Below are 24,843 nucleotides of genomic sequence, written 5' to 3'. Positions count from 1 at the left end.
CTTGCTTGGTGTTCTTTGTTTGGTTGTGATGGTGACGGACGTGGGGGTTTGTGCTTTGATGTGTTCGGTTCTGTTTGGTGCCTTGCTGGGTGTACGGATGGAGAGTCGCGGTGAAGAAGACCTCGACCCGGTTGGCCGACGGGCGTGAGCTCATCTACTACGACCTGAAGGACGACGCGGTACGCGACGCGGTGGACCGGCGCCCGCTCGAGCGCACGGTCACCACTTCGGAGGTACGCCACGACCCGCTGCTCGGCGATGCGGTGGCCATCGCCTCGCACCGGCAGGGCCGCACCTACCACCCGCCGGCCGACGAGTGCCCCCTGTGCCCGTCGCAGGGGGACCGGCTGAGCGAGATCCCGGACTCGTCGTACGACGTCGTCGTCTTCGAGAATCGTTTCCCCTCGCTGGCCGGCGACTCGGGCCGCTGCGAGGTCGTCTGCTTCACCTCCGACCACAACGCCTCCTTCGCCGACCTCACCGAGGAACAGGCGCGGCTGGTGCTGGACGCCTGGACCGACCGGACCTCCGAGCTGTCACACCTCTCCTCGGTCGAGCAGGTGTTCTGCTTCGAGAACCGCGGGGCCGAGATCGGCGTGACGCTGGGACATCCCCATGGACAGATCTACGCGTACCCCTTCACCACCCCCCGCACCGCGCTGATGCTGCGCTCTCTCGCGGCCCACAAGGACGCCACCGGCGGGGAGAACCTCTTCGACTCCGTCCTGGAGAGCGAACTCGCCGACGAGCGGGTCGTCCTTGAGGGTGAACACTGGGTCGCCTTCGTGCCGTACTCCGCGCACTGGCCCTACGAGGTCCACCTGTATCCCCGGCGCCGTGTCCCCGATCTGCTCGCGCTGGACGAGGCGGCGCGCTCAGAGTTCCCCAAGGTTTATCTGGAACTCTTGAGGCGCTTCGACCGGATCTTCGGGGACGGTGAACCTCCCACGCCGTACATCGCCGCCTGGCACCAGGCGCCGTTCGGCCAGCTGGAGGACTTCGAGGGCGTGACGCGGGACGACTTCGCGCTCCACCTCGAGCTTTTCACCATCCGCCGCACCTCCGGCAAGCTGAAGTTCCTCGCGGGTTCCGAGTCCGGCATGAGCGTGTTCATCAACGACGTGCCGCCGGAGCGCGCGGCCCAGCGACTGCGAGAGGTAGCGAGTTGATGAGCGGGAAGTACCTGGTGACGGGCGGCGCGGGTTACGTCGGCAGCGTGGTCGCCCAGCACCTGCTGGAGGCAGGCCACGAGGTCACCGTCCTGGACAACCTCTCCACCGGCTTCCGCGAGGGCGTGCCCGCCGGGGCCGCCTTCGTCGAGGGCGACATCCGCGACGCGGGCAAGTGGCTCGACCCGTCCTACGACGGCGTCCTGCACTTCGCCGCTTCCTCCCAGGTCGGGGAGTCGGTCGTCAAGCCCGAGAAGTACTGGGACAACAACGTCGGCGGCACCATGGCCCTGCTCGGCGCCATGCGGGAGGCGGGCGTGCGCCGCCTCGTCTTCTCCTCCACGGCCGCCACCTACGGCGAGCCGGAGCAGGTCCCGATCGTCGAGACCGCCCCGACCAAGCCCACCAACCCCTACGGCGCCTCCAAGCTCGCCGTCGACCACATGATCACCGGCGAGGCCGCGGCCCACGGGCTCGGCGCGGTGTCGCTGCGCTACTTCAACGTGGCCGGCGCCTACGGCGCGCAAGGCGAGCGCCACGACCCCGAGTCGCACCTGATCCCGCTGGTCCTCCAGGTCGCGCAGGGCCGCCGGGAGTCGATCTCCGTCTTCGGCGACGACTACCCGACCCCGGACGGCACCTGCGTCCGCGACTACATCCACGTCGCGGACCTCGCCGAGGCCCACCTGCTGGCCCTGAAGGCCGCGGCCCCCGGCGAGCACCTGATCTGCAACCTCGGCAACGGCGAGGGCTTCTCCGTCCGCGAGGTCATCGAGACCGTGCGCAAGGTCACCGGCCACCCGATCCCCGAGGTCGTGGCCCCGCGCCGGGGCGGCGACCCGGCGGTCCTGGTCGCGTCCGCCCAGGCCGCCCGCGAGCGCCTCGGCTGGCAGCCCTCCCGTACGGACCTCGCGGGTATCGTCGCGGACGCGTGGGAGTTCGCCCAGCACATCGCAAGGGAGCAGTAGTGGGGGCACAGCAGGTCCGTGAGGACTTCGCCGCACTGTACGGAGCCGAGCCGGAGGGCGTCTGGTCGGCGCCCGGCCGCGTCAACCTGATCGGCGAGCACACCGACTACAACGACGGCTTCGTCATGCCGTTCGCACTGCCGCACGAGGCGACCGCCGCGGTCTCGCGCCGCACGGACGGCAAGCTGCGCCTGCACTCGGCGGACGTCGAGGGCGGTGTCGCGGAACTCTCCCTGGACGCCCTGGCGCCGGAGAGCGACCGCGCGTGGACGGCCTACCCGGCGGGCGTGGTCTGGGCGCTGCGCGAGGCCGGCCACCCGGTCACCGGCGCCGACATCCACCTGTCCTCGACCGTCCCGACCGGCGCGGGCCTGTCCTCCTCGGCGGCCCTGGAGGTCGTCGTCGCCCTCGCCCTGAACGACCTCTACGAGCTCGGACTGCAGCGCTGGCAGCTCGCCCGGCTGTGCCAGCGCGCCGAGAACGTCTACGTCGGCGCCCCCACCGGCATCATGGACCAGACCGCGTCCGCGTGCTGCGAGGAGGGCCACGCCCTCTTCCTGGACACCCGCGACCTGTCGCAGCAACAGATCCCCTTCGACCTCGCGGCCTTGGGGCTGCGGCTGCTGGTCGTCGACACCCAGGTCAAGCACGCCCACAGCGGCGGCGAGTACGGCAAGCGGCGCGCGGGCTGCGAGAAGGGCGCCGCGCTGCTGGGCGTGGACGCCCTCCGCGACATCCCCTACGACGAACTCGACCAGGCCCTCGCCCGCCTCGGCGACGAGGAGGAGGTGCGCCGCCTGGTGCGGCACGTCGTCACCGAGGACCAGCGGGTCGAGCGGGTCGTCTCCCTGCTCCGGTCGGGCGAGACCCGGGCGATCGGCCCGGTGCTGACCGAGGGCCACGCCTCCCTGCGGGACGACTTCCGCATCTCCTGCCCCGAGCTGGACCTCGTCGTCGACACCGCACTGGCCAACGGCGCCCTGGGCGCCCGGATGACCGGCGGCGGCTTCGGCGGCTCGGCGATCGTCCTCGCGGAGGCCGCCGACGTCGACACCCTCACCAAGTCCGTCGAGGACGCCTTCGCCGCGGCGGGCTTCACGGCGCCCCGCGTGTTCGAGGCGGTGCCCTCCCCGGGGGCGCGGCGGGTCGGCTGACGGCACCGACACCGACACCGGCCCGCACGCGACGGACGCGCGCGGGCCGACGGGCCTACGGCACCGACACCGACACCGGCCCGCACGCGACGGACGCGCGCGGGCCGACGGGCCTACGGCACCGACAGAGCCGTGCGCTCGGCCTTCTCCAGCCAGCCGGTGTACCAGCGGGCGAACGTCACCGGCGTACCGTCGTCGTCGAGCAGCGGGGCGAGATCGACATCGTCCACCCGGCAGTCGGACCAGATCGTGCCGCGGTGGCTGCCGCTGATGATCAGCCACTCCCGCTGGGCGCAGCCCAGGTGGGATATGACGATCGCTCCGACGGTGCGCTCCGGGGCGAACATGACGGCCTCCCACCGCTCGTCCCACGTCTCCATGGCGTCGTCGAAGCCGTCCATCTCGTCGAAGTCCTCCTCCTCGGGGTGCTGTGCGAGGAGGTCGTCGACCAGTTTCTGGTCCGGGCCCTGCTCGGGAAACGGCTCGGCAAGCCTCGCCAGGTCGGCCAGGCCCGCCCCGTCGCCTTCCCAACGCCAGCGGCCCCGCACACGCCGCACCGGGAACAAGCCGTACGCGGGACCGGCACCACCCGCGCCGACGTGCAGCAGGAAGTCCCGGTACTCCTCCGGCAGCCGCACGCCTGTCTGAGCCTCGAGCTCGGCGAGCTCGTCCTGGTTGAGCGGCTCCTCCAGGACCCACTTGTGCCCCAGCGCCCCGAACACCTTGCCGCCCCCGGGCCCGGCACCCACCGCCTCGACCCGCTGACGCACACCCGCCCACGATTGATCAGTCATGCGTAGACCGTAAGGCTTCCCGATGCTCACCCCAGCCGCTTCGTCAGCGTGTACTCCGTGATCCCCGGGGGGTAGCCGGGGATCACGCACACCACCTCGTAGCCCTGTCGGCGGTAGAAGTCGGGGGCCTGGAAGTCCCAGGTCTCCAGGCGGGCGTGGTGACAGGCGTGGTCGGTGCGGGCGATTCGTTCGGCGGTGGCGAGGAGGTGGGAGCCCAGGCCGGCGCCGCGGTGGCGGGCGTCGACCCACAGGTAGGTCACGTGCAGCCAGGTCGCCCAGGTGTGGCCGACCAGCCCGCCCGCCAGATCCCCCGTCCCGTCCGACGCCCAGACGTGCAGCGGACGCTCCCGTTCGCCCGGGGTGCCGCGCAGGGCGGCCAGGACGGGGGACGCGGCCGTGTTGGTGTCGCGCAGGCGGGAGCGGAGAAGATCGCGCCGGGCCTTGTCGACTTCCGCCTCAATACGAAACATGCGGCACACCATAAACGCGCCGGACGGTCAGTTCTGCAAATAGGCTTCCGCCGCCCGCCCCGGTCCGTACCCTGATGGCAGTACCGGTGGGGGCCGGTGCTGATCAGGGGGCGAGACACGCGGGTACGACGCCCGCGGTGGGGGTAGCAGTGTCCGCACGGCGGCGGCCGTGCGGTTGTGTTTCCGTCAGCCGTGGGGTCGTGCCCGCAAGGTCGTCGTTCCCGGACCAGTGGGGGTTTCAGTGGTTCGCATCCGAGTCCTGGTCGTCGACGACCACCGCATCTTCGCCGAGTCGCTCGCCGCCGCCCTGGCCGCCGAGCCCGACGTCGACGTCTCCGCCGCCGGCAGCGGCCCGGCCGCGCTGCGCTGCATGGAGCGGGCGGCCGGCGAGGGCCGCCGCTACGACGTGCTGCTCGTGGACGCCGACCTGGGCGGTCAGGTGCCCGGCATACGCCCGGCGGTGCCGGTGCAGGAGGTGGGCGAGGACGGTCTCGTCGACGGTATCTCGCTGGTCGCGGGCGTGCGGGCCGCCCAGCCGGGCGTACGGACCGTGGTCCTCGCCGAGAAGGACGACCCACGCCGGGCCGCCCTCGCCCTGCAGGCCGGCGCCTCGGGCTGGGTCGCCAAGGACTGCTCCCTGTCCCGGCTGCTGAACGTCATCCGGGGTGTGCTGCGCGACGAGACGCATCTGCCGCCCGCCCTGCTCACCGGTGTGCTGCGGGAGCTGACCGCCGCGCGCAAGCACCGCACCGAGAGCGAGCGGCTGGTGGAGTCCCTCACCCCGCGCGAGCGCGAGGTGCTGCGCTGCATGGTCGCCGGCCTCGGCCGCAAGGCGGTCGCCGAGCGCCTGTTCCTCTCCCCGCACACGGTGCGCACCCATATGCAGAACGTCCTCGGCAAACTGGGTGTCCACTCCACCCTCGCCGCGGTCGCCCTGGCCCGGCGGGCGGGCGTGGGCCCGGCGGACCTGGAGCCTGCCGGGCGGATCAGGTCGGAGGAAACCAACAGCGCCTGATCAGCAGGCGTGAGCGGGGTCTGGTGCGTGCAGCTGCAAGGCGGAGGAGGGCGTCGACGCGGAGCGTCGAGAACCGACGACAACGCCGCAGATGTGCGTGCCAGACCCCGCGTCTCCGGCCTGGTTCGCCCGGCAGGCTCTCAGCCGGGGATGTTGTCGAACGGGGCGGTCAGCTGGCGTAGCAGACCGGCCAGTTCGCTGCGCTGGGCGGTGGTCAGTTCCGCGAGGATCGCCCGCTCCTGGTCCAGCAGGCCGGCCAGCGCCTGGTCCGCGCGATCGCGGCCCTCGGCCGTCAGCCGGACCAGCACGCCCCGCCGGTCGCTCGGATCGGGCAGCCGCTCCACCAGGCCCTTCTTGGCCAGCCGGTCGATACGGTTGGTCATCGTGCCCGAGGTGACCAGCGTCTGCGTCAGCAACTGCCCCGGCGAGAGCTGGTACGGCGTCCCCGCGCGGCGCAGCGCGGTGAGCACGTCGAACTCCCACGGCTCCAGCTGGTGCTCGGCGAAGGCCAGCCGGCGCGCCCGGTCCAGGTGCCGGGCCAGTCTGCTCACCCGGCTGAGCACCTCGAGCGGTTCCACGTCGAGGTCCGGGCGCTCCCGGCGCCACGCAGTGACCAGCCGATCGACCTCGTCCTCCATGACGATCAGTGTAGTGGTTGTGTCGATGTGAAGTCTCTTGATGTCGAGTTTCTTGACGTCGAGATTGTGCGACTGGGAAGGTGGCGCACATGACCTCTCCCGCCTGGGATCCCGCCCAGTACCTCCGGCACGCCGGCCACCGCGCCCGCCCCTTCGCCGACCTCCTCGCCCGCGTCCCCGGTCTCCCCGGCGAGCCGCCCCGCATCGCCGACCTCGGCTGCGGCCCCGGCAACGTCACCGCGGTGCTCGCCGAGCGCTGGCCGGCCGCCAGGATCACCGGGTACGACAACTCGCCCGAGATGCTCGACAAGGCCCACGTCGACCACGCGGGCCCCACCGCGGGCGGCGGCCGCCTCGACTTCGCGCCCGCCGACGTCCGCACCTGGACACCGGGCGAGCCGCACGACCTGATCATCAGCAACGCCACCCTCCAGTGGGTTCCGGGCCACGCCGAGCGCTTCGCCGACTGGATCGCCGCCCTCAGGCCCGGCGGCACCTTCGCCTTCCAGGTGCCCGGCAACTTCTCCGCCCCCAGCCACCGGCTGATGCGCTCCCTGGCCCGCTCCGCCCGCTGGGAGGACCGCCTCGCGGACGTCCTGCGCCACGAGGACGCCGTACTCGCGCCCGAGGCGTACCTGGACCGGCTGACCGGGCTGGGCTGTACGGCGGACGTGTGGGAGACGACGTACATCCACCTGCTCCAGGGCGAGGACCCCGTCCTGGACTGGGTGCAGGGCACGGGACTGCGACCGGTCCTCACCGCGCTGGCCGACGACCCCGGGGCGCGGGAGGAGTTCCTGGCCGAGTACCGGGCGGCCCTGCGCGAGGCCTACCCGGCGGGCCCGCACGGCACGCCGTTCCCGTTCCGGCGGATCTTCGCCGTCGCGACGAGGGAGGCGTGATGCTCACGGCCGTGGACCACGTGCAGCTGGCGGCTCCGCCGGGGAGCGAGGACATGCTGCGGGCGTACTACGTCGACGTCCTCGGGATGACGGAGACCCCCAAACCACCGGTGCTCGCCGCGCGCGGGGGCTGCTGGTTCGAGGCGGGCGCGGTGCGGCTGCATCTGGGGATCGAGATCGACTTCCGGCCCGCGAAGAAGGCCCACCCGGGGCTCAGGGTGACGGGCATCGAGGCGTACGCGGCCCGGCTGGCGGCGCTCGGAGCGACGGTGACCTGGGACGACGCCTTCCCTGGACACCGGCGGTTTTACTCCGAGGACCCGGTCGGGAACCGGCTGGAGTTCCTGGAGGCGGTCAGGCCGTCCGGCCGAGAAGCGTGACGAGGATACGGATCGTCTCCTGGTCGATGATGTACAGAACCCGGTACTCGCCGACGCGGAGGCGGCGAATGTCCACCCCGTACGGCGCTGAGCCCGCCGGGCGCGGATCATGGGCCAATTCGTCGATTGCGTCCAGTACCGCGGCGAGGCCGGTCGGGTCTTCCTTCAGGAACCGTGCCGCGGCGTCGAGGGCATGCGGTTCGAAGATGATCTCGTAGGTCACGGCTTCTCGAGCCCCAGTCGCCTGCGCACTTCGGCCATCGGAACGCCTTCGCCCAGCGTGCCCTCGGCCTTCCGCCGCTGGTAGTCGGCAACCGCGAGGGCGTCTTCGAGATCCTCTATCACCTGCGGCGAAACGAGGAGCGCGGCCACGTGCCCGTGGTCGGTGAGGGCGATGGTCTCGCGACTGTGGGCCGCGCGGCGGACCAGGTCACCGAGCTGGGAGCGGGCAGCGCTGATAGCGATCTCAGTCATGCCCTACAGGGTTCCACAAGATGCACCTTGCGGTCTATTGGTGTCACTCCTGCGGATGAACTCACATCTTCCGATGCCCGATCAACCGCGGCCTCTGCTCCAACCCGTCCAGGCCATGCCAAGCCAGATTCACCAGGTGAGCGGCCACCTCCGCCTTCTTCGGGCGGCGCACGTCCAGCCACCACTGACCGGTCAGCGCGACCATCCCGACGAGCGCCTGCGCGTACAGCGGGGCCAGCTTGGGGTCGAAGCCGCGGGACTTGAACTCGCGGCCCAGGATGTCCTCCACCTGGGTGGCGATGTCGGAGATCAGCGAGGCGAAGGAACCCGTCGACTGCGGGATGGGGGAGTCACGGACCAGGATGCGGAAACCGTCCGTGTACTCCTCGATGTAGTCCAGCAGCGCGAACGCGGCCTGCTCGCACAGTTCACGCGGATGCCCGGCGGTGAGGGAGCTGGTGACCATGTCCAGCAGGCGCCGCATCTCGCGGTCCACCACCACCGCGTACAGGCCCTCCTTGCCGCCGAAGTGCTCGTACACCACCGGCTTGGACACCCCGGCCTTCGCCGCGATCTCCTCCACCGACGTGCCCTCGAAACCTTTCGCCGCGAACAGGGTGCGACCGATCTCCAGCAGCTGCTGGCGGCGCTCGGCACCGGTCATCCGGGTGCGACGCGCACGCCGCGGCTTGTCATTGCTCGGGGTGCTGCTGGAGTCGGTCGCCACGGCGTCAATCATGCCGCCTCGGCGGTCTCCTTCCGGCACCGGGAGTCGCCTTCCCCGCTGTTACGGCGCGAATCGATACGCGAGCGTGACGGCCAGCGCACGTCGTACGCCCAGCCGAGCTTCTCGAACCAGCGGATGAACCGCGCCGACGAGTCCAGCTGGCCCCGCTCCACCCCGTGCTGTGCCGAGGTCGGGTCGGCGTGGTGCAGGTTGTGCCAGGACTCCCCGCAGGACAGGACCGCCAGCCACCACACGTTGCCGGAGCGGTCCCGGGACTTGAAGGGGCGCTTGCCGACCGCGTGACAGATCGAGTTGATCGACCACGTCACATGGTGCAGCAGAGCCACCCGCACGAGTGAACCCCAGAAGAAACCGGTGAACGCGCCCCACCACGACATCGTCACCAGCCCGCCGATCACCGCCGGCAGCGCCAGCGACACCACGGTCCACAGCACGAACTGCCGCGAGATCGCCCGGATCGCCGGGTCCTTGATCAGGTCCGGGGCGTACTTCTCCTGCGGGGTCTGCTCCTCGTCGAACATCCAGGCGATATGTGCCCACCACAGACCCTTGATCAACGCCGGAACGGTCTCCCCGAACCGCCACGGCGAATGCGGGTCCCCCTCCGCGTCGGAGAACTTGTGGTGCTTGCGGTGATCGGCCACCCAGCGCACCAGAGGCCCCTCCACCGCCAGTGAACCCATGATCGCCAACGCGATCCGCAGCGGCCGCTTCGCCTTGAACGAACCGTGCGTGAAGTACCGGTGGAAACCGATCGTGATCCCGTGGCAGCCCAGGAAGTAGAAGAACACCAGCAGACCGAGGTCCAGCCAGCTCACCCCCCACCCCCACGCCAGCGGCACCGCCGCCAGCAGCGCCAGGAACGGAACGGTGATGAACAACAGCAGCGTGATCTGCTCGATCGAACGCTTCTGCTCCCCGCCCAGCGTGGCCGAGGGCGTCGGAGTGCCGGTCGACTGTGAGGCGTCTTCCATCAGATCGGAACTTGAGGTCATGCGCGTCCCCTGGGGGGTCGAGGGTCAAGAAAGATGCCAGGTCGCAGAAGCCGGAGGGGACTTGGACAACCCCTCCCTACGGTTCCGTAACCTACGGCGTCGTAAGTATGGCAGTGTGCCGACCGGCGGCAAGAGCCCGACGGCCTGCGCGTCCGCGTGGACACCTATCCTTGGTCTCGGTCGGACAGCGCGGTCCGCTCTGTTTTCTTCCCGGATGCCCGGCCCGTATGCGGCGCCGCGCCGCGCGGCACACGGTCCCGGACCGACGGGTCCCCTCCCAGACGAGCTTCAACACTGCAAGGAGCCGCACCTGTGAGCAGTGCCGACGACCAGACCACCACGACCAGCAGCGAGCTGCGCGCCGACATCCGGCGACTGGGTGACCTCCTCGGCGAGACCCTCGTCCGGCAGGAAGGCCCCGAACTGCTCGAGCTCGTCGAGAGGGTCCGCCGACTGACCCGCGAGGACGGCGAAGCCGCCGCCGAGCTGCTGCGCGGCACCGAACTCGAGACCGCGGCCAAGCTGGTCCGCGCCTTCTCCACCTACTTCCACCTCGCCAACGTCACCGAACAGGTGCACCGCGGCCGCGAACTGCGCGCCCGCCGCGCCACCGAGGGCGGCCTCCTCGCCCGCACCGCCGACCGCCTCAAGGACGCCGACCCCCAGCACGTCATCGAGACGGTCAGCAACCTCAACGTCCGCCCGGTCTTCACCGCACACCCCACCGAAGCCGCACGCCGGTCGGTACTCAACAAGCTCCGGCGCGTAGCCGCGCTCCTGGAAACCCCCGTCATCGAATCCGACCGCCGCCGCCACGACACCCGGCTGGCCGAGAACATCGACCTCGTCTGGCAGACCGACGAACTCCGCGTCGTCCGCCCCGAACCCGCCGACGAGGCCCGCAACGCCATCTACTACCTCGACGAACTCCACGCCGGCGCCGTCGGCGACGTCCTCGAGGACCTCACCGCCGAACTGGAACGCGTCGGCGTCAAGCTCCCCGACGACACCCGCCCCCTCACCTTCGGCACCTGGATCGGCGGCGACCGCGACGGCAACCCCAACGTCACCCCCCAGGTGACCTGGGACGTCCTCATCCTCCAGCACGAACACGGCATCAACGACGCCCTGGAGACCATCGACGAACTCCGCGGCCTGCTGTCCAACTCCATCCGCTACACCGGCGCCACCGAGGAACTCCTCACATCCCTGCAGGCCGACCTCGAACGCCTGCCCGAGATCAGCCCCCGCTACAAGCGCCTCAACGCCGAAGAGCCCTACCGCCTCAAGGCCACCTGCATCCGGCAGAAGCTGGAGAACACCAAGCAGCGCCTCGCCAAGGGCACCCCCCACGAAGACGGCCGCGACTACCTCGGCACCAGCGAACTCCTGCACGACCTGCGGACCATCCAGACCTCCCTGCGCGCCCACCGAGGCGGCCTCTTCGCCGACGGCCGCCTCGCCCGCACCATCCGCACCCTCGCCGCCTTCGGCCTCCAGCTCGCCACCATGGACGTCCGCGAACACGCCGACGCCCACCACCACGCCCTCGGCCAGCTCTTCGACCGCCTCGGCGAGGAATCCTGGCGCTACGCCGACATGCCCCGCGACTACCGGGCCAAGCTCCTCGCCAAGGAACTCCGCTCCAGGCGGCCCCTCGCACCCACCCCGGCCCCCGTCGACGCCGCCGGACAGAAGACCCTCGGCGTCTTCCAGACCGTCAAGAAGGCCCTCGAAGTCTTCGGCCCCGAAGTCATCGAGTCCTACATCATCTCCATGTGCCAGGGCGCCGACGACGTCTTCGCCGCCGCCCTCCTCGCCCGCGAAGCCGGCCTCCTCGACCTCCACGCCGGCTGGGCCAAGATCGGCATCGTCCCCCTCCTGGAAACCACCGACGAGCTCAAGGCCGCCGACACCATCCTCGAGGACATGCTCTCCGACCCCTCCTACCGACGCCTCGTCGCCCTCCGCGGCGACGTCCAGGAGGTCATGCTCGGCTACAGCGACTCCTCCAAGTTCGGCGGCATCACCACCAGCCAGTGGGAGATCCACCGCGCCCAGCGCCGCCTCCGCGACGTCGCCCACCGCTACGGCGTACGCCTGCGCCTCTTCCACGGCCGCGGCGGCACCGTCGGCCGCGGCGGCGGCCCCAGCCACGACGCCATCCTCGCCCAGCCCTGGGGCACCCTCGAAGGCGAGATCAAGGTCACCGAACAGGGCGAGGTCATCTCCGACAAGTACCTCATCCCCTCCCTCGCCCGCGAGAACCTGGAACTCACGGTCGCCGCCACCCTCCAGGCCTCCGCCCTGCACACCGCACCCCGCCAGTCCGACGAAGCCCTCGCCCGCTGGGACGCCGCCATGGACGTCGTCTCCGACGCCGCCCACGCCGCCTACCGCCGGCTCGTCGAGGACCCCGACCTGCCGACCTACTTCCTCGCGTCGACGCCCGTGGACCAGCTCGCCGACCTCCACCTCGGCTCCCGGCCCTCCCGCCGCCCCGGCTCCGGCGTCTCGCTCGACGGCCTGCGCGCCATCCCCTGGGTCTTCGGCTGGACCCAGTCCCGGCAGATCGTCCCCGGCTGGTTCGGCGTCGGCTCCGGCCTCAAGGCACTACGCGCCGCAGGCCTCGACACCGTGCTCACCGAGATGCACGAACAATGGCACTTCTTCCGCAACTTCATCTCCAACGTCGAGATGACCCTCGCCAAGACCGACCTGCGCATCGCCCAGCACTACGTCGACACCCTCGTCCCCGACGAGCTCAAGCACGTCTTCGACACCATCAAGGCCGAACACGAACTCACCGTCACCGAAGTCCTCAAGATCACCGGCGAGAAGGAACTGCTCGACGCCACCCCCGTCCTCAAGCAGACCTTCGCCATCCGCGACGCCTACCTGGACCCCATCTCCTACCTCCAGGTCACCCTCCTCAAGCGCCAGCGCGACGCCGTGAACGCCGGCGAGGAACCCGACCCCCTGCTCTCCCGCGCCCTCCTGCTGACCGTCAACGGCGTGGCGGCAGGCCTGCGCAACACCGGCTGACCCACCGGACACGACATGAGGGTGCCCCCGGGGTCGACGAACCCGGGGGCACCCTCATGTCATACCTTCACACCGCCACAAAAGCCGCCGTCAGCAGCGCGACCCCGGACCCCGCCAGCACCCAGGCCACCCGCGTCCTGCGCAGACCACCGGCCACCACCACCGACGCCAGCAGCAACGCACCACCGAGCGGCACCCACGCGTAAAGAATCCCCGCCGGACCCGAACGCACCACCTGATCCGAATTCGGCTTGACCACGACGGAGTACGTACCACCCCGGTGCACCGCCACCGTCTGCGCGATCACCACCCGCGTCCGGGCCGTCGACCCCGCAGAGACCGGCGTGTACCGCCCGCTGCACTCGTCGTCACCACACGACACCACGGTGACCGTGCCGTGCTCCCGCCCCTTCGTCAGCATCACATGCTGCGCCGTCCCCCACGACGCCCACACCCCCGCGATCATGATCAGCACCGCGACCGTCCCCATCGCAGCGACCCGCCCGAACCGCAGCGCGGCATTCGAGGCCCGACGAGAACGAGTGGCGACGGCGGTGGCAGGCATGGCCGGGATCATTTGCCATACCCCGACGACCGGTCAACCCGCCCGGGCGACACGTCAGGAGTTGTACGTACCCTGCGCCCGCTCCAGCCCCTCGATCACCAGACACTCCACCGCGTCCGCCGCCCGGTCCACGAAGTAGTCCAGCTCCTTGCGCTCCCCCGACGAGAAGTCCTTCAGCACGAAATCCGCCACCTGCATCCGCCCCGGCGGCCGGCCGATCCCGAACCGCACCCGGTGATACTCCGCGCCCATCGCCTTCGTCATCGACTTCAGACCGTTGTGCCCGTTGTCCCCGCCACCCAGCTTCAGCCGCAGCGTCCCGTAGTCGATGTCCAACTCGTCGTGCACCGCCACGATGTTCGCCACCGGCACCTTGTAGAAGTCCCGCAACGCGTTCACCGGACCACCCGACAGGTTCATGTACGACATCGGCTTGGCCAGGATCACCCGGCGGTTGTTCGGCCCCGGCGGACCGATCCGCCCCTCCACCACCTGCGCCTGCGCCTTCGAAGCCCGCTTGAACCTCCCCCCGATCCGCTCGGCCAGCAGATCGGCCACCATGAAACCCACGTTGTGCCGGTTCATCGCATACTCGGGCCCAGGATTCCCGAGCCCCACGACGAGCCACGGGGCATTGGCGGGAGTGCTCACGTCCATGTCTCCTTGATACACGCGCCAGCCGCCGTCCCCGAACGGGAACAGCGGCTGACGAACGGTGATGAGAAGCGAGGATCAGGCCTCGGCGACCTCTTCGCCCTCGGACTCCCCGCCCTCCGGCGCCTCCTCGGCCTGCGCGGCCAGCACCTGCAGGACGACCGCGTCCTCCTCGACGGCCAGGCTCACGCCGTTCGGCAGCGTGATGTCCTTGGCGTGGATCGAGGCACCGGCCTCCAGACCCTCGACGGAAACCGTCACGGACTCCGGGATGTGCGTGGCCTCGGCCTCGACCGGCAGCGCGTTCAGGACGTGCTCCAGCAGGTTGCCACCCGGGGCCAGCTCGCCCTCGGTGTGCACCGGGATCTCGACCGTGACCTTCTCGCCACGCTTGACCAGCAGCAGGTCGACGTGCTCCAGGAAGCCCTTGATCGGGTCACGCTGCACCGACTTCGGGATCGCCAGCTCGTTGGTCTTGCCGTCGATGTCCAGGGAGATCAGGACGTTCGGCGTACGCAGCGCCAGCAGCAGCTCGTGGCCCGGAAGGGTCAGGTGCAGCGGGTCGGAACCGTGGCCGTACAGCACACCGGGAACCTTGTTGTCACGACGGATACGACGGGCAGCACCCTTGCCGAACTCGCTGCGCGTCTCGGCGCTGAGCTTCACCTCGGACATGTTCACTCCTCGTAGAACTAGAGAACGGACGTGGTCACCCGGCCACGAACGGCCTGCTACGAAGAGCGCGTCGATAACGGACAGCCGAACATCCGCCGAAACGGAAACGGCCTCCCTCGCCGAGCAACTCGCACAGTCTACTCGGAGAGGAAGGCCGCACCCAAAAGGATCTACGACAGGAAGAAGGGGAACCCTTACTGCTCGTCGAACAGGCTCGTCACCGAACCGTCCTCGAACACCTCACGCACCGCACTCGCGATCGTCGGCGCGATCGACAGCACCGTGATCTTGTCCAGCTCCCGGTTCAGCTCACCCGGCGTCGGCAACGTGTTCGTGAACACGAACTCACTCACCCGCGAGTTCTTCAGCCGGTCCGCCGCCGGACCCGACAGCACACCGTGCGTCGCCGTCACGATCACATCCTCCGCACCATGCGCGAACAGCGCGTCCGCGGCGGCACAGATGGTCCCACCCGTGTCGATCATGTCGTCCACCAGGACACACACACGCCCCTTGACCTCACCCACGACCTCGTGGACGGTCACCTGGTTCGCCACGTCCTTGTCACGCCGCTTGTGCACGATGGCCAGCGGCGCACCCAGCCGGTCACACCAGCGGTCCGCCACCCGCACACGGCCGGCGTCCGGGGAGACCACCGTCAGCTTCTCCCGGTCGACCTTGCCACCCACGTAGTCCGCCAGCAGCGGCAACGCGAAGAGATGATCCACAGGCCCGTCGAAGAAACCCTGGATCTGGTCCGTGTGCAGATCCACCGTCAGGATCCGGTCCGCACCCGCCGTCTTCATCATGTCCGCGATCAGACGCGCCGAAATCGGTTCACGACCACGGTGCTTCTTGTCCTGCCGCGCGTAACCGTAGAACGGCACGATGACGGTGATCGAACGGGCCGACGCACGCTTCAACGCGTCGATCATGATCAACTGCTCCATGATCCACTTGTTGATCGGAGCCGTGTGGCTCTGAATCAGGAAACAGTCCGCACCACGCGCCGACTCCTGATAACGCACATAGATCTCGCCATTGGCGAAGTCGAAGGCCTTCGTCGGGACAACCCCGACACCCAGCTGCTGGGCGACCTCCTCGGCAAGCTCGGGGTGGGCGCGGCCGGAGAAGAACATCAACTTCTTCTCGCCGGTCGTCTTGATCCCGGTCACAGCACTGTCTCCTCAGAGGTGTCTCAGCTGGTGGCGGCTGGGGGCGTGCGGATGTGCACCTATCACGGTACGCCGTGTCCGACGCGCCCGTTTCCGGTCAGTCCTCGCGCGAACCCTGCTCGGAGGCCGCCTCGGCCGCCTTCGCAGCCGCACTCCCCGGACGCTTACGAGCCACCCAACCCTCGATATTCCGCTGCTGACCACGGGCCACGGCCAGCGAACCCGGCGGCACATCCTTCGTGATCACAGACCCGGCAGCGGTGTACGCACCGTCCCCGACCGTGACAGGCGCCACAAACATGTTGTCCGAACCGGTACGGCAATGAGAGCCCACGGTGGTGTGGTGCTTCTCCTGACCGTCGTAGTTCACGAAGACACTCGCCGCACCGATGTTGGAGTACTCACCGATCGTCGCATCCCCCACATAGGAGAGATGCGGGATCTTCGTCCCCTCACCGATCGACGCGTTCTTCGTCTCCACGTACGTACCGATCTTGCCCTTCTCCCCGAGACGCGTACCAGGACGCAGATACGCGTACGGCCCCACACTCGCCCGAGCACCGACCCGCGCACCGTTGGACACCGTGTTGTCCACCCGCGCCCCGGCACCCACGTGCGTGTCCGTCAGCCGGCTGTTCGGACCGACCTCCGCACCCTCACCGACATGCGTGGAACCATGCAGCTGCGTACCCGGATGCACGACCGCGTCCTGCTCGAAGGTGACGGTCACATCGACCCAGGTCGTCGCCGGGTCGACCACCGTCACACCGGCCAGCATCGCCCGCTCCAGCAGCCGGTCGTTCAGAATCCGACGGGCCTCGGCGAGCTGCACCCGGTTGTTGATCCCGGCGATCTCACGATGATCACCGGCGACGGACGCCCCGACGCGGTGACCGGCCTCACGCAGGATCCCGAGCACGTCCGTCAGGTACTCCTCACCCTGACTGTTGTCCGTCCGCACCTTCTTCAGCGCGTCCGCCAGGAGCTGCCCGTCGAACGCGAACACACCCGAGTTGATCTCCCGGATCTCCCGCTGCACGTCGGACGCGTCCTTGTGCTCGACGATCTCAGTGACCGCACCGGTGGCCTCGTCGCGCACGATGCGCCCGTACCCGGTCGCGTCCGGGACCTCGGCGGTCAGCACGGTGACGGCGTTGCCGTCCTGCTGGTGGGTGCCGGCCAGCTGCTGGAGCGTCTCACCGGTGAGCAGGGGCGTGTCCCCGCAGACCACGACCACGGTCCCGTCGACCCCGCTGCCCAGCTCCTCCAGACCCATCCGCACGGCGTGCCCGGTCCCGTTCTGCTCCGCCTGCACCGCCGTGCGCACGGTCGGGTCGACCTCACCGAGGTGCGCGGTGACCTGCTCACGGGCGTGTCCCACGACGACGACCAGGTTCTCGGGGTCCAACTCACGAGCCGCGGCCAGCACATGGCCCACGAGGGAGCGGCCGCAGATCTCGTGCAGGACCTTCGGTGTGGCCGACTTCATACGGGTGCCCTCACCCGCTGCGAGAACGACGACGGCTGCCGGGCGAATGGAGCTCACGGGGTTGCCCTTCGGCTTTGACGGGTGGGGATGACATCCGCAGGATACCGGGGCGTTTCGCGGGGGACATGGGAGCGGGCCCTGACGGTGGTGTCAGGGCCCGGATTGCATGTGGCTCCCCTGCCAGGACTCGAACCTGGAACAAATCATCCAAAGTGACCCGTGTTGCCGATTACACCACAGGGGAGTGCTTATGGTGCCTAAACGGACATTTTGTCAGTCCGTTGAGGTCGCGGCACCTACTATGCCGTACCACCAGCCTTCGATGCGACGGTACAGGTCGGCTCCCTGTCGCACCTTGATGCCGAGGCACCCTCGATAAAGGCTTCCGGTGTTCTTGCGTACGGTTGTCGGGTTGTGCTTCTTGAGTGTCGTCTTGCCGAGGGCTGACCTGTCGATGCCGACGAGGTCGGCCCAGTAGTGCTCGGCGGCATCGACGTCTGCGCTCTCGTGGATCATGACGCGGCAGTGCAGGCGATCGCGCCCTACGCCAAGAAGTTCCAGCCAGGCCAGGAAGACGGAGATCATCCCAGGGTCGCTGTTGACGAACTCCACGCCTTCGCGGCGGGCGTGCGGCTTGTCCTTTGTGCCCTCGGCCCAGTAGAGGGCAACTCCGAGAAGGAAGAGTTCCCGGTCGGACAGTTCGCCGATCTCGGCAGCCGCTGCCTGCTTCGTCGCCTGGCGTTCCTGGTCGCGGGCGGCCTGCAGGCGTGCAAGTCCCGCGTTCATTCGCGCTCGCTGTTCCTCGGGCGTGCAGCGCGGTTCCGGTGTCGGCAGATCCCGCACCCACAGCGAAACCGAGCTCTTGGAGCAGCCCAGCTCCGCCTGGATCTGGTTGTACGTCCAGCCCTGCTCGCGCAACTCGCGCGCTCTCTCGCGGAGGTCGTCCTTCGCTCGGGGCCGCTTCGTCCACTCCGGGGGAGGTTCGCCCTCGACGAGGCGTTGAAGGATCTCCTTGTTGTGAACTTGGAGCTCGTCCCGGATCTGCCGAAGGCTGTACCCCGCCCGCCGCAAGGCGACCGCCTGCCCCCGCAGTGCCTCGAAGTCGGCGTACTTGCCTGCTGAATGTGCCATAGGCATACCGTCCAGCCGGAATGACCGGTTCCGGCCTCGAACGGTCATAGTTCAGCCGTTCGAGGGATACCGGGCGGTTTCCCTGTGATTCGGCTACGGCGTGTGGTGTAGGCCAGTCCGCGAAACTCACCGGAAAAGCGGCACCTGGCGACCGTAGGCTGGGAGCCATGACCGTGACGGGGGAAGAACACGCGACGGGCCCGGCCGGCCCGTGGTGGTGGGACAGGCGGCGCAGTGCCGTGTTCGACGGGAGCCTCGCGCTGGTGTCGGCGCTGGAGTGCGGCGCGGAGGGGATCCCGTTCGCGCGGGACGCGGGGATCCCGTTGGCCGTGGGGATCGTGTTCGGGCTGCTCGCGGGCTCCGTGTTGCTGATCCGGCGCCGGTGGCCGATCGCGGTCGTGCTGGTGGCGATCGCGATCACGCCGGCGGAGATGGGCTTCCTGATGGGCATCGTGGGCCTGTACACGCTGGCCGCGTGTGAGCTGCCCCGCAGGATCTTGGCGGCTCTCGCCGGTATGTCCCTGGTGGGGACGATGGTCGTGACGTTCGTGCGGGTGCGGCAGGACATGGCGCGGGGGGATCTGACCCTCGGGGACTGGTTCGTGCCGTTCGCGGCGATCACGACCTCGCTGGGGCTGACCGCGCCGCCGATCCTGCTCGGTCTGTACGTGGGGGCGCGGCGCCGGCTGATGGAGAGCCTGCGGGAGCGGGCGGACAGTCTGGAGCGGGAGCTTCAGTTGCTGGCCGAGCGGGCCGAGGAGCGGGCGGAGTGGGCGCGGGGTGAGGAGCGGACGCGGATCGCGCGGGAGATGCATGACGTGGTCGCGCACCGGGTGAGTCTGATGGTGGTGCATGCGGCGGCGTTGCAGGCTGTGGCGCGGAAGGATCCGGAGAAGGCGGTGCGGAACGCGGCGCTGGTGGGGGACATGGGGCGGCAGGCGTTGACCGAGTTGCGGGAGATGCTCGGGGTGCTCAGGTCGGGGGACGGGGTGGTGCGGCGGGCTGCGCGGGCGCAGTTGGCGGCGATCGACGTGGTGGCGGCGAAGGAGGCCTCGCGGGTGGTGGAGGAGGAGGGGCCGTATCTGTCGGGGCTGGACGAGTTGGTGGGGCAGTCGGCGGCTGCGGGGATGGTGGTGGATCTGTCGGTCGAGGGGGATGTGCGGGAGTACAGGCCGGAGATCGAGCAGACGGCGTACCGGGTGGTGCAGGAGGCCCTGACGAACGTGCACAAGCATGCGGCGGGGGCGAAGACGTATGTGCGGCTCGCGCATCGGGTGTCGGAGATCGCGATGCAGGTGGAGAACGAGCCGCCGCCTGAGGTGGGGTCGGCGTCGGCGGTGGGGTTGCCGTCGGGGGGGAATGGTCTGGTGGGGATGCGGGAGCGGGTTGCGGCGTTGGGTGGTGTGTTCGTGTCGGGGCCGACGGATGCGGGTGGTTTCCGGGTGTCGGCGGTGATTCCGGCGGCGTGAGCGCGGGGGTGAGCTCGGGGTGGGGGGTCAGCCGGTGGTGAGGCGGGCGGGTTCGATGCCGGTGATGAGTGTGGTGAGGGCGTGGTCGATGTCGGCGCCGAGGTACCAGTCGCCGGTGTGGTCGAGGGCGTAGACGCGGCCTGTGGCGTCGACGGCGAGGAGGGAGTGGGTGTCGGTTTCCTCGCCGAGGGGGCAGACGTCGGTGTCGAGGGCGCGGCCGAGGTCGCCGAGGGTGCGGGCGTGGTGGAGGCCGTGGAGGGGGTCGAGGTGGAGGGTGGCGGGGGCGACTTGGCGGCCGGGGCCGGTGGGGGTGATGTGGAGGCCGCCGAATTCGGCCCAGGCTTCGACGGCGGCGGGGAAGACGGTGTGGCGGTGTCCGGCGGGTGAGGTGTGGTCGCGCAGGGTGTCGGCCCAGTATTCGGCTTGTTTTATGTCCCAGTGTCCGGGTTGCCAGCCGGCGGCGCGCAGGGCGGCGTCGACGGGTACGGGGAAGCGGGTGGTGGAGGTGCGGTCGGCGTGCATCTGACCCTCGTTCGTCGTGCGGGTGTGGTGCGGGTGGTGCCGGTGGTGCGGGGAGGGTGACGGGGGTCAGTTGTCGGTTGCGTCGGTGTCGACGATGCGGACGCCGAAGTGGGCGCTGAGGGCGGTGCAGGCGCGGCAGGGTGTGGCGAAGCTGCCGTGGAGGGGGTCGCCGTCCTCGCGTATGCGGCGGGCGGTGAGTTTGGCTTGTTTGAGGGCTTTGCGTGCTTCGCCGTTGGTCATGGGTTTGCGGGCGGCGCGTCTGCTGCGGTCGGCGTCGGCGGCGGTGATGTGGCGTGAGATGAGGATGGTTTCGGCGCAGCGTCCGGTGAAGCGGTCGCGTTGGGCGCTGGTGAGGGTGTCGAGGAAGTCCTGGACGAGGGGGTGGAGGGGTGGGGGCTGGTCGCTGCGGGCGGCGGTGCCGGTGAGGGTGGTGCCGCGGACGGAGAGGGCTGCGGCGATGGTGGGCAGGATGCCGTCGCGGCGGTGCAGGAGGGTGGGGGTGTGGGGTGCGGCGGTGCTGCTCCAGCCGATGCGGGGGTCGCCCGCTCGGAGGTCTCCACCGCCTCCGGCCTGCATGGTGTTCATGGTCGTCATCCCCTCCCGGGTTTCCCCCGAAGGTCACAGGGTGCCAAATCCTGTGGCGGGTGCGGAAGCTGGGGCGTGCGACACGCCCGTGTTCGGGCGACTCGTCACGGTGGGGTGACGGCCGGTCACGGAGGTGGAGGGCCGGTGACCGGTGTCGGTGTACCGCTTAGGCTGTCGGCATCCGCGATCGATACCGCCGTACAGGCCTGAGAGAACGCCGCAGGGGGCTACCGCCATGACGACAGGTCGGCTCGGGCTGGGGGCACCGCCCAGCCGCCAGGCTGGGGGACGGGCCGCGCCGCCGAACGCGGCCTATGCCGGGCAGGTGGTGCATTTCCCGGATCCGGTCCGGGCGGCACGTCATCCGAGGGGGGTGCGTGTCGATGAGCGCGGGTACCCCGATTTCTCGCCCTATGCGCGTGCGGCGGCGGAGATCGCCGATCCGCCGGAGGGTTTCGGTGTGGACGAGCTGCGGTTGACGGATTATGTGTCGGCGAACGCGGCGTTGGCGGCGACGGGGCACGAGTTGTGGGACACGGTGCCGGATGTGGCGACGCCGCATGGTTGGACGTGGCATCACGTGGTGGGTTCGCGGCGGCTGGAGTTGGTTCCGGTCGAGGTGAAGGCGCTGCTCAGGCATCACGGTGGGGTGTCGACGGCGCAGGTGGACCAGGGGAAGCGGGGGACGCGGCCGTTGCAGGAGACGCGTCCGGCGCATTTCGGGTTGCCGAAGTCGGGTGTGGCGGTGACGGAGCAGCAGGTGCAGGGGGTCGAGGAGGACCTGGGGTACCGGTTGCCGGGTGCGTACCGGTCGTTTCTGAAGGCGGCGGGTGGGTGTGCGCCGGTGGGTACGGCGTTGGACGCCGAGTTGGGGTTGCTGGTGGATCAGCCGTTCTTCACGGTGCGGGACGAGGCCGCGGTGAACGATCTGGTGTATGTGAACAAGTGTCTGCGTGACCATCTGACGAAGGACTATCTCGGGGTGGCGTTCGTGCAGGGTGGTCTGCTGGCGGTGAAGGTGCGGGGGGAGCGGCCGGGGTCGGTGTGGTTCTGTTCGTACGACGATGTGCGGGATGTGGATCCGGGGTTGTCTCCGGCGGAGCGGGTGGAGCGGTTGCTGTTGCCGTGCGGTGATGACTTCGACGCTTTCCTGTCGCGGCTGGCGGGCAGTCCGCCGGAGTTGGAGACGGTGGCGAACCTGATGGTGGACGGTGGTTTCGCGCGTGCCGTTCCGGTCTCTTCCGTGGGGGAGTGAGTCTGCGATGGTGACGTTCGCTCAGGCGCAGGAGCGCGCGGAGGAGTGGATCAACGGGGACGTGCCGGTGTACCAGCACCGTGAGGTGCGGGTGCGGGAGTTCGAGCTCGGCTTCGTGGTGTGGGGTGAGGATCGTGCGGAGGGGCCGCGGTCGGACGCGGGCGCGCAGCGGTTGGTGATCGCCCGGGACAGTGGTGAGGCGACGTTGTGGCCGGGGTTGCCGGTGGGTGAGGTGATCCGCCGGTACGAGGAGGAGTACGGCCGTGAGGACGAGGTGGCGGACGCGGTTCCGGCGCCTGCGGCGCGGGTGGATCTGAATCAGACGTCGTTCTTGTTGAGTCCGCCGGAGTGGTTGCAGGAGGCGGCGGACAAGCTGGGGATCGCGGACCGCCGGTCGGAGCGTGAGGCGCTGCCCGAGACGCAGGCTGGGGCGCCGGTGTCGGGGCCCGGGGGTTCGGGTGGGGTGCTGCCGGCTGCGGTGCCGTCCGACGCGGTGCCGCCGGCTGCGGTGCCGTCGGCTGCGGTGCCGTCGGCTGCGGTGCCGTCGGCTGCGGTGCCGGTCGGGGCTACGCCTTGGGCGGGTACGGACACGAACGCGGATGCGGGTGACGATCGTTCGGTGCCGTTGCCCGACACGGTGTTCGCGCCGCCGTTGAGTGAGTCGGGCGAGGGCCCGCCGACGCCGCCGGATGCCAGGACGGCGTTGCTGAAGGGCGGGAGCGGGCTGCCGCCGACGGCGGTCGCGCCGGTTGTGGACGGGCAGGGTGCGCCGGTTGCTCCGCCGGTTCCGCCGGTGCCGGGGGGCGCTCCTGGTGTGCCTCGGCCTCCGGCCGGTGGGCCGGGTGTTCCTGGGTCGGGGCGGCCGTTGGCGCCGCACGCCGGGGACATCGCGGACGCCGCGACGAGCAAGGCCGCGCCTCCGCCGCGCCGGGCGCGTGGCGGGGTGGGTGCTCCTCCGCCGCCTCCGGGTGCGCCGGGGACACCGGGTATGCCGCCGCCTCCGCCCGGGGCGCCGGGTATGCCGCCGCCCCCGCCGGGTGCGCCCGGGGTGCCGGGTGCGCCGGCGGGCGGGTACGCGCCGACGCAGATGGTGTCGGGGCTCGGTCCGCAGGGGCCCGCGGGGCCGAATCCGCCGGGTGACACCGCCCGGCCTCCGGGTGCTTCGGCGGGCGGACGTGGCGATGCCGTGCATCATGCGGAGACGGTGCTGGCCGCGCCCCCGGTGACGGGTCCCGGCGCGCCGCCGCCTCCGCCGCCGCCCGCGCCCGGGGTGCCGGGTGTGCCGCAGCCGATGCCGCCCGGTGCGATGCCGCCTCCCGGTGCGATGCCGCCTCCCGGCGCGATGCCCCCGGCCGGCGCGATGCCGCCGCCGGGTGCCATGCCTCCCCCCGGTGTCATGCCGCCTCCCGGTGCGATGCCCCCGCCGGGGCAGCCTCCGGCGTACGGCTATCCGCAGCAGGGGCAGCCGATGGTCGGGCCGGGTTACCAGGCCGTGCTGCGTTACCGCGCGCACGACGGTTCCGAGCAGCAGCTGATCCGGCGTTCGGCGCCGGGTACGCCGCACCCGGAGTGGCAGATCTTCCATGAGCTGCGCGCGATGAACGTCCCGCCGGACAAGGTGCTGGAGCTGCACACGGAGCTGGAGTCGTGTGAACTGCCGGGTGCGTACTGTGCCCGGATGATCCGGGAGCAGTGGCCGCAGGCGCGGATCGCGAGCATCGCGCCGTACGGTACGGATCACGCGAGCCGGCAGCAGGGGATGCAGCAGTTGCTGGCGCACCAGGGCGAGCTGCACCAGGTGGCGGACGGTCCTGCGCGGCCGGCGCCGGTGCGGGCGCCGCTGCCGCCGGTGCAGCCCGCGCCGCCGGTTCCGCCGGAGGCGGTCGGGCAGGAGCTGGCGGCGGCGTTCGGGCCGGGGGTGTTCCGGTTCGACCAGCAGGCGGTGTCGCGTCAGGGTGTGCCGCCGATCGTGGCGCACACGCTGGTGGTGGCCGGGTTGCCGATGGACATGGGCCCGTTCTTCTGGGCGCAGGCGCAGCCGGGCCGTCCGGTGCCGACGCTGGCGGAGCTGGCGGCCGAGCGCGGGGTGCAGCCGGCGCCGGACGCGGGGTCGTACCTGGTCATGGGTACGGACTTCGGAAAGGCGATCTGTGTGCAGTACGGGACGGCGAACATCGTCGCCGTGCCGGTGGAGGCGGGGCCGGGCGGTGGGTCCGTGCCGCCGCAGTTCGTGAACACCGGTCTGCCGGAGTTCGCACGCTGTCTGGCGCTGCTGGGCCGGATGTGGCGGCTGCGGTTCGGGCTGAACCCGGAGCAGGCGGGCCGCTGGACGGTCGATTTCCAGGCGCAGTTGGCCTCGCTGGACCCGGCGGCGCTGGGCTCGCCGGAGAGCTGGTGGTCGGTGCTGCTCGAGCAGATGTGGGACGGCCTGCTGTAACGCGGTCGGTGCAGTCGGTGGGGCCGGACCCGGGTGACCGGACGCTGTTGGCTTAATCCCCGGCCCTGATGCTTCGCCCCGTCGTTATGCGGCGGGGCGAAGTGCTGCCAGTGGGCTGGTGCGGGTCCGGGCGC

25 protein-coding genes and 1 tRNA gene are annotated in these 24,843 nt (G+C 70.2%); 10 read left to right on the top strand and 16 right to left on the bottom strand.

Annotated elements, in window-relative coordinates; genetic code table 11:
- The first annotated feature begins 110 nt into the window (after window positions 1–110).
- From galT to galK, 3 genes are read left to right on the top strand one after another with little or no spacing between them, the layout of a single operon-like run.
- Window positions 111–1,169: a galactose-1-phosphate uridylyltransferase gene (galT, locus tag ACFY0F_RS32360; RefSeq protein WP_388802296.1), complete on the top strand. Its 1,059-nt coding sequence runs from the start codon at window positions 111–113 to the stop codon at window positions 1,167–1,169.
- The gene (gene galE, locus ACFY0F_RS32355) at window positions 1,169–2,137 is read left to right on the top strand and encodes a UDP-glucose 4-epimerase GalE (protein WP_388802293.1); all 969 of its coding nucleotides are present in this window, start codon (window positions 1,169–1,171) and stop codon (window positions 2,135–2,137) included. The genes galT and galE overlap by 1 nt, the downstream gene beginning before the upstream one ends.
- Entirely contained in the window at window positions 2,137–3,291 is a 1,155-nt protein-coding gene (gene galK, locus ACFY0F_RS32350; protein ID WP_388802290.1) for a galactokinase, read from the top strand. The genes galE and galK overlap by 1 nt, the downstream gene beginning before the upstream one ends.
- Before the next feature lie 113 nt (window positions 3,292–3,404).
- On the opposite strand, the gene ACFY0F_RS32345 is transcribed toward galK, so the two are convergent.
- Entirely contained in the window at window positions 3,405–4,085 is a 681-nt protein-coding gene (locus ACFY0F_RS32345; RefSeq protein ID WP_388802287.1) for an SMI1/KNR4 family protein, read from the bottom strand.
- A gap of 26 nt (window positions 4,086–4,111) precedes the next feature.
- Window positions 4,112–4,567, bottom strand: coding sequence for a GNAT family N-acetyltransferase (locus ACFY0F_RS32340; RefSeq protein ID WP_388802284.1), 456 nt, complete (start codon window positions 4,565–4,567; stop codon window positions 4,112–4,114).
- Between the two features lie 229 nt (window positions 4,568–4,796).
- On the opposite strand from ACFY0F_RS32340, the gene ACFY0F_RS32335 reads away from it, so the two are divergent.
- The gene (locus ACFY0F_RS32335) at window positions 4,797–5,570 is read left to right on the top strand and encodes a LuxR C-terminal-related transcriptional regulator (protein WP_388802281.1); all 774 of its coding nucleotides are present in this window, start codon (window positions 4,797–4,799) and stop codon (window positions 5,568–5,570) included.
- A gap of 140 nt (window positions 5,571–5,710) precedes the next feature.
- On the opposite strand, the gene ACFY0F_RS32330 is transcribed toward ACFY0F_RS32335, so the two are convergent.
- Window positions 5,711–6,208, bottom strand: a complete 498-nt coding sequence (locus tag ACFY0F_RS32330) for a MarR family winged helix-turn-helix transcriptional regulator (protein ID WP_388802278.1) — start codon at window positions 6,206–6,208, stop codon at window positions 5,711–5,713.
- 89 nt (window positions 6,209–6,297) lie between these two features.
- Here ACFY0F_RS32330 and ACFY0F_RS32325 point away from each other — a divergent pair, with 89 nt between their 5' ends.
- Both ACFY0F_RS32325 and ACFY0F_RS32320 read left to right on the top strand, forming a co-directional pair.
- Window positions 6,298–7,110, top strand: a complete 813-nt coding sequence (locus tag ACFY0F_RS32325; RefSeq protein ID WP_388802275.1) for a trans-aconitate 2-methyltransferase — start codon at window positions 6,298–6,300, stop codon at window positions 7,108–7,110.
- Entirely contained in the window at window positions 7,110–7,490 is a 381-nt protein-coding gene (locus ACFY0F_RS32320) for a VOC family protein (protein WP_388802272.1), read from the top strand. Before ACFY0F_RS32325 ends, ACFY0F_RS32320 begins: the two co-directional genes overlap by 1 nt.
- On the opposite strand, the gene ACFY0F_RS32315 is transcribed toward ACFY0F_RS32320, so the two are convergent.
- The 4 genes from ACFY0F_RS32315 to ACFY0F_RS32300 form a co-directional block, all read right to left on the bottom strand.
- Entirely contained in the window at window positions 7,465–7,713 is a 249-nt protein-coding gene (locus tag ACFY0F_RS32315; protein ID WP_388802269.1) for a type II toxin-antitoxin system RelE/ParE family toxin, read from the bottom strand. The genes ACFY0F_RS32320 and ACFY0F_RS32315 overlap by 26 nt on opposite strands.
- On the bottom strand, window positions 7,710–7,964 hold the full coding sequence (locus ACFY0F_RS32310; protein ID WP_388802266.1) for a type II toxin-antitoxin system Phd/YefM family antitoxin: 255 nt from the start codon (window positions 7,962–7,964) through the stop codon (window positions 7,710–7,712). The genes ACFY0F_RS32315 and ACFY0F_RS32310 overlap by 4 nt, the downstream gene beginning before the upstream one ends.
- Window positions 7,965–8,025: 61 nt before the next feature.
- Window positions 8,026–8,703, bottom strand: a complete 678-nt coding sequence (locus tag ACFY0F_RS32305) for a TetR family transcriptional regulator (RefSeq protein WP_388802263.1) — start codon at window positions 8,701–8,703, stop codon at window positions 8,026–8,028.
- Window positions 8,700–9,707, bottom strand: coding sequence for an acyl-CoA desaturase (locus ACFY0F_RS32300; RefSeq protein WP_388802260.1), 1,008 nt, complete (start codon window positions 9,705–9,707; stop codon window positions 8,700–8,702). The genes ACFY0F_RS32305 and ACFY0F_RS32300 overlap by 4 nt, the downstream gene beginning before the upstream one ends.
- A 312-nt stretch (window positions 9,708–10,019) precedes the next feature.
- Between ACFY0F_RS32300 and ppc the strand changes: the two genes are divergently transcribed.
- Window positions 10,020–12,752 carry a phosphoenolpyruvate carboxylase gene (ppc, locus tag ACFY0F_RS32295; protein WP_388802258.1) on the top strand — a complete coding sequence of 911 codons (2,733 nt, stop codon included), beginning with the start codon at window positions 10,020–10,022 and terminating at the stop codon, window positions 12,750–12,752.
- A gap of 67 nt (window positions 12,753–12,819) precedes the next feature.
- On the opposite strand, the gene ACFY0F_RS32290 is transcribed toward ppc, so the two are convergent.
- From ACFY0F_RS32290 to ACFY0F_RS32260, 7 genes are all read right to left on the bottom strand, one after another.
- Entirely contained in the window at window positions 12,820–13,329 is a 510-nt protein-coding gene (locus tag ACFY0F_RS32290; protein ID WP_388802255.1) for a hypothetical protein, read from the bottom strand.
- Between the two features lie 42 nt (window positions 13,330–13,371).
- The gene (gene pth / locus ACFY0F_RS32285) at window positions 13,372–13,974 is read right to left on the bottom strand and encodes an aminoacyl-tRNA hydrolase (protein WP_388802252.1); all 603 of its coding nucleotides are present in this window, start codon (window positions 13,972–13,974) and stop codon (window positions 13,372–13,374) included.
- Window positions 13,975–14,049: 75 nt separating this feature from the next.
- The gene (locus tag ACFY0F_RS32280; protein WP_388802249.1) at window positions 14,050–14,646 is read right to left on the bottom strand and encodes a 50S ribosomal protein L25/general stress protein Ctc; all 597 of its coding nucleotides are present in this window, start codon (window positions 14,644–14,646) and stop codon (window positions 14,050–14,052) included.
- 194 nt (window positions 14,647–14,840) lie between these two features.
- Window positions 14,841–15,821 (bottom strand): ribose-phosphate diphosphokinase, encoded by a 981-nt coding sequence (locus ACFY0F_RS32275; protein ID WP_388802247.1) that lies wholly within the window; start codon window positions 15,819–15,821, stop codon window positions 14,841–14,843.
- A 97-nt stretch (window positions 15,822–15,918) separates the two neighbouring features.
- Window positions 15,919–17,367 (bottom strand): bifunctional UDP-N-acetylglucosamine diphosphorylase/glucosamine-1-phosphate N-acetyltransferase GlmU, encoded by a 1,449-nt coding sequence (gene glmU / locus ACFY0F_RS32270; protein WP_388802244.1) that lies wholly within the window; start codon window positions 17,365–17,367, stop codon window positions 15,919–15,921.
- Window positions 17,368–17,479: 112 nt separating this feature from the next.
- Window positions 17,480–17,554, bottom strand: a tRNA-Gln gene (locus ACFY0F_RS32265).
- Between the two features lie 29 nt (window positions 17,555–17,583).
- On the bottom strand, window positions 17,584–18,441 hold the full coding sequence (locus ACFY0F_RS32260) for a hypothetical protein (protein ID WP_388802241.1): 858 nt from the start codon (window positions 18,439–18,441) through the stop codon (window positions 17,584–17,586).
- A gap of 167 nt (window positions 18,442–18,608) precedes the next feature.
- Between ACFY0F_RS32260 and ACFY0F_RS32255 the strand changes: the two genes are divergently transcribed.
- A complete protein-coding gene (locus tag ACFY0F_RS32255) occupies window positions 18,609–19,910 on the top strand; it encodes a sensor histidine kinase (RefSeq protein WP_388802238.1) in 1,302 nt (433 codons plus the stop codon).
- A gap of 27 nt (window positions 19,911–19,937) precedes the next feature.
- Here the strand turns inward: ACFY0F_RS32255 and ACFY0F_RS32250 are convergent, their stop codons facing one another.
- Entirely contained in the window at window positions 19,938–20,432 is a 495-nt protein-coding gene (locus tag ACFY0F_RS32250) for an SUKH-3 domain-containing protein (RefSeq protein WP_388802235.1), read from the bottom strand.
- Window positions 20,433–20,498: 66 nt separating this feature from the next.
- Window positions 20,499–21,026: a YwqJ-related putative deaminase gene (locus ACFY0F_RS32245; protein WP_388802232.1), complete on the bottom strand. Its 528-nt coding sequence runs from the start codon at window positions 21,024–21,026 to the stop codon at window positions 20,499–20,501.
- 226 nt (window positions 21,027–21,252) lie between these two features.
- On the opposite strand from ACFY0F_RS32245, the gene ACFY0F_RS32240 reads away from it, so the two are divergent.
- Entirely contained in the window at window positions 21,253–22,272 is a 1,020-nt protein-coding gene (locus ACFY0F_RS32240) for an SMI1/KNR4 family protein (RefSeq protein WP_388802229.1), read from the top strand.
- A gap of 7 nt (window positions 22,273–22,279) precedes the next feature.
- Window positions 22,280–24,709: an SUKH-4 family immunity protein gene (locus ACFY0F_RS32235; RefSeq protein ID WP_388802226.1), complete on the top strand. Its 2,430-nt coding sequence runs from the start codon at window positions 22,280–22,282 to the stop codon at window positions 24,707–24,709.
- The last annotated feature ends 134 nt before the right edge of the window (window positions 24,710–24,843 follow it).

It is taken from the genome of Streptomyces sp. NPDC001544 (assembly GCF_042894285.1).
Classification (GTDB): Bacteria; Actinomycetota; Actinomycetes; order Streptomycetales; family Streptomycetaceae; genus Streptomyces.
Note: the sequence above shows the minus strand (reverse complement) of the source record. Positions and strands in the feature narration are given on the sequence as shown.